Raw genomic sequence first — 834 nt, 5'->3', positions numbered from 1 at the left:
GATAGTGACAGAAAGGGAGATTTCCTTAGTAAATGGAAATCTCCCTTAGTCCTTAACCAATTTATTTTCCAACTGCATAAATAAGGAAGGTTCCAATTTCTTACTTTCAATTACAATAACAGTTAGACCTTCTCTGCTTTTTGTTTCATGCCACTCATCTTTTTCCCAGAATACAGCATCTCCAGATACCACTTTATAATATTCAGATGTTTCATTCCTTACATAGCCTTCTCCGTTCAGTATTAAAAGAAGCTGAGGAACTACCGCTTGGTGGTAACCTACAATACCGTTCCTTTCCAAATGCATACAACCAATATTTGTTTCCTGGTCAGTTTGAATAATACGAGACATAATAAAATTAGAGTTGAACTTTGAAACATTTATACCATTGTCCTTATCAAATTTATAAAACTCCATACAAGCCTCCTAGAATAAGAATTTTATTGATGTATGAATTACCTTCTACAATTCATTAATAAAATCCTTCTTCCACTATCCTGCCCTGTTTCTACCATAAGCAAGCTTTTCATTTATTATAGGAACGCTCCCCTATTATTGCATAAACGGAAGGCCTCCAATTAATCGTGTCAGATAACAATCCAATCCAATCTTAACGAACTTGGTATGTTATTATCTTTATTTGGAGTACCCTATTACGTTTGAGTTATACAAGAAAAAGTATGATATGTAAAACAATTTCCTTATACTATTTAATTAATTTCAAAGTTGTCTTCGTGCATTTTACCGTCCTTTTCCCATATAACGGATATCTTATAAGTATAACCCTTTTTCGGAGGATTACTTCCATACAAATCTTCCACATAAAACGGATTT

Annotated in this window: 1 protein-coding gene; it reads right to left on the bottom strand. The window is 33.1% G+C overall.

Translation table 11 applies throughout. The features are described from left to right. Positions 1-45: 45 nt before the first annotated feature. Entirely contained in the window at positions 46-417 is a 372-nt protein-coding gene (locus tag LXM54_RS27655; RefSeq protein WP_233319559.1) for a cupin, read from the bottom strand. Positions 418-834 lie beyond the last annotated feature (417 nt).

The organism is Bacillus sp. Au-Bac7 (genome assembly GCF_021341655.1).
Taxonomy (GTDB): Bacteria; Bacillota; Bacilli; order Bacillales; family Cytobacillaceae; genus Niallia.
This window is presented reverse-complemented; position numbering and strand designations above follow the sequence as displayed.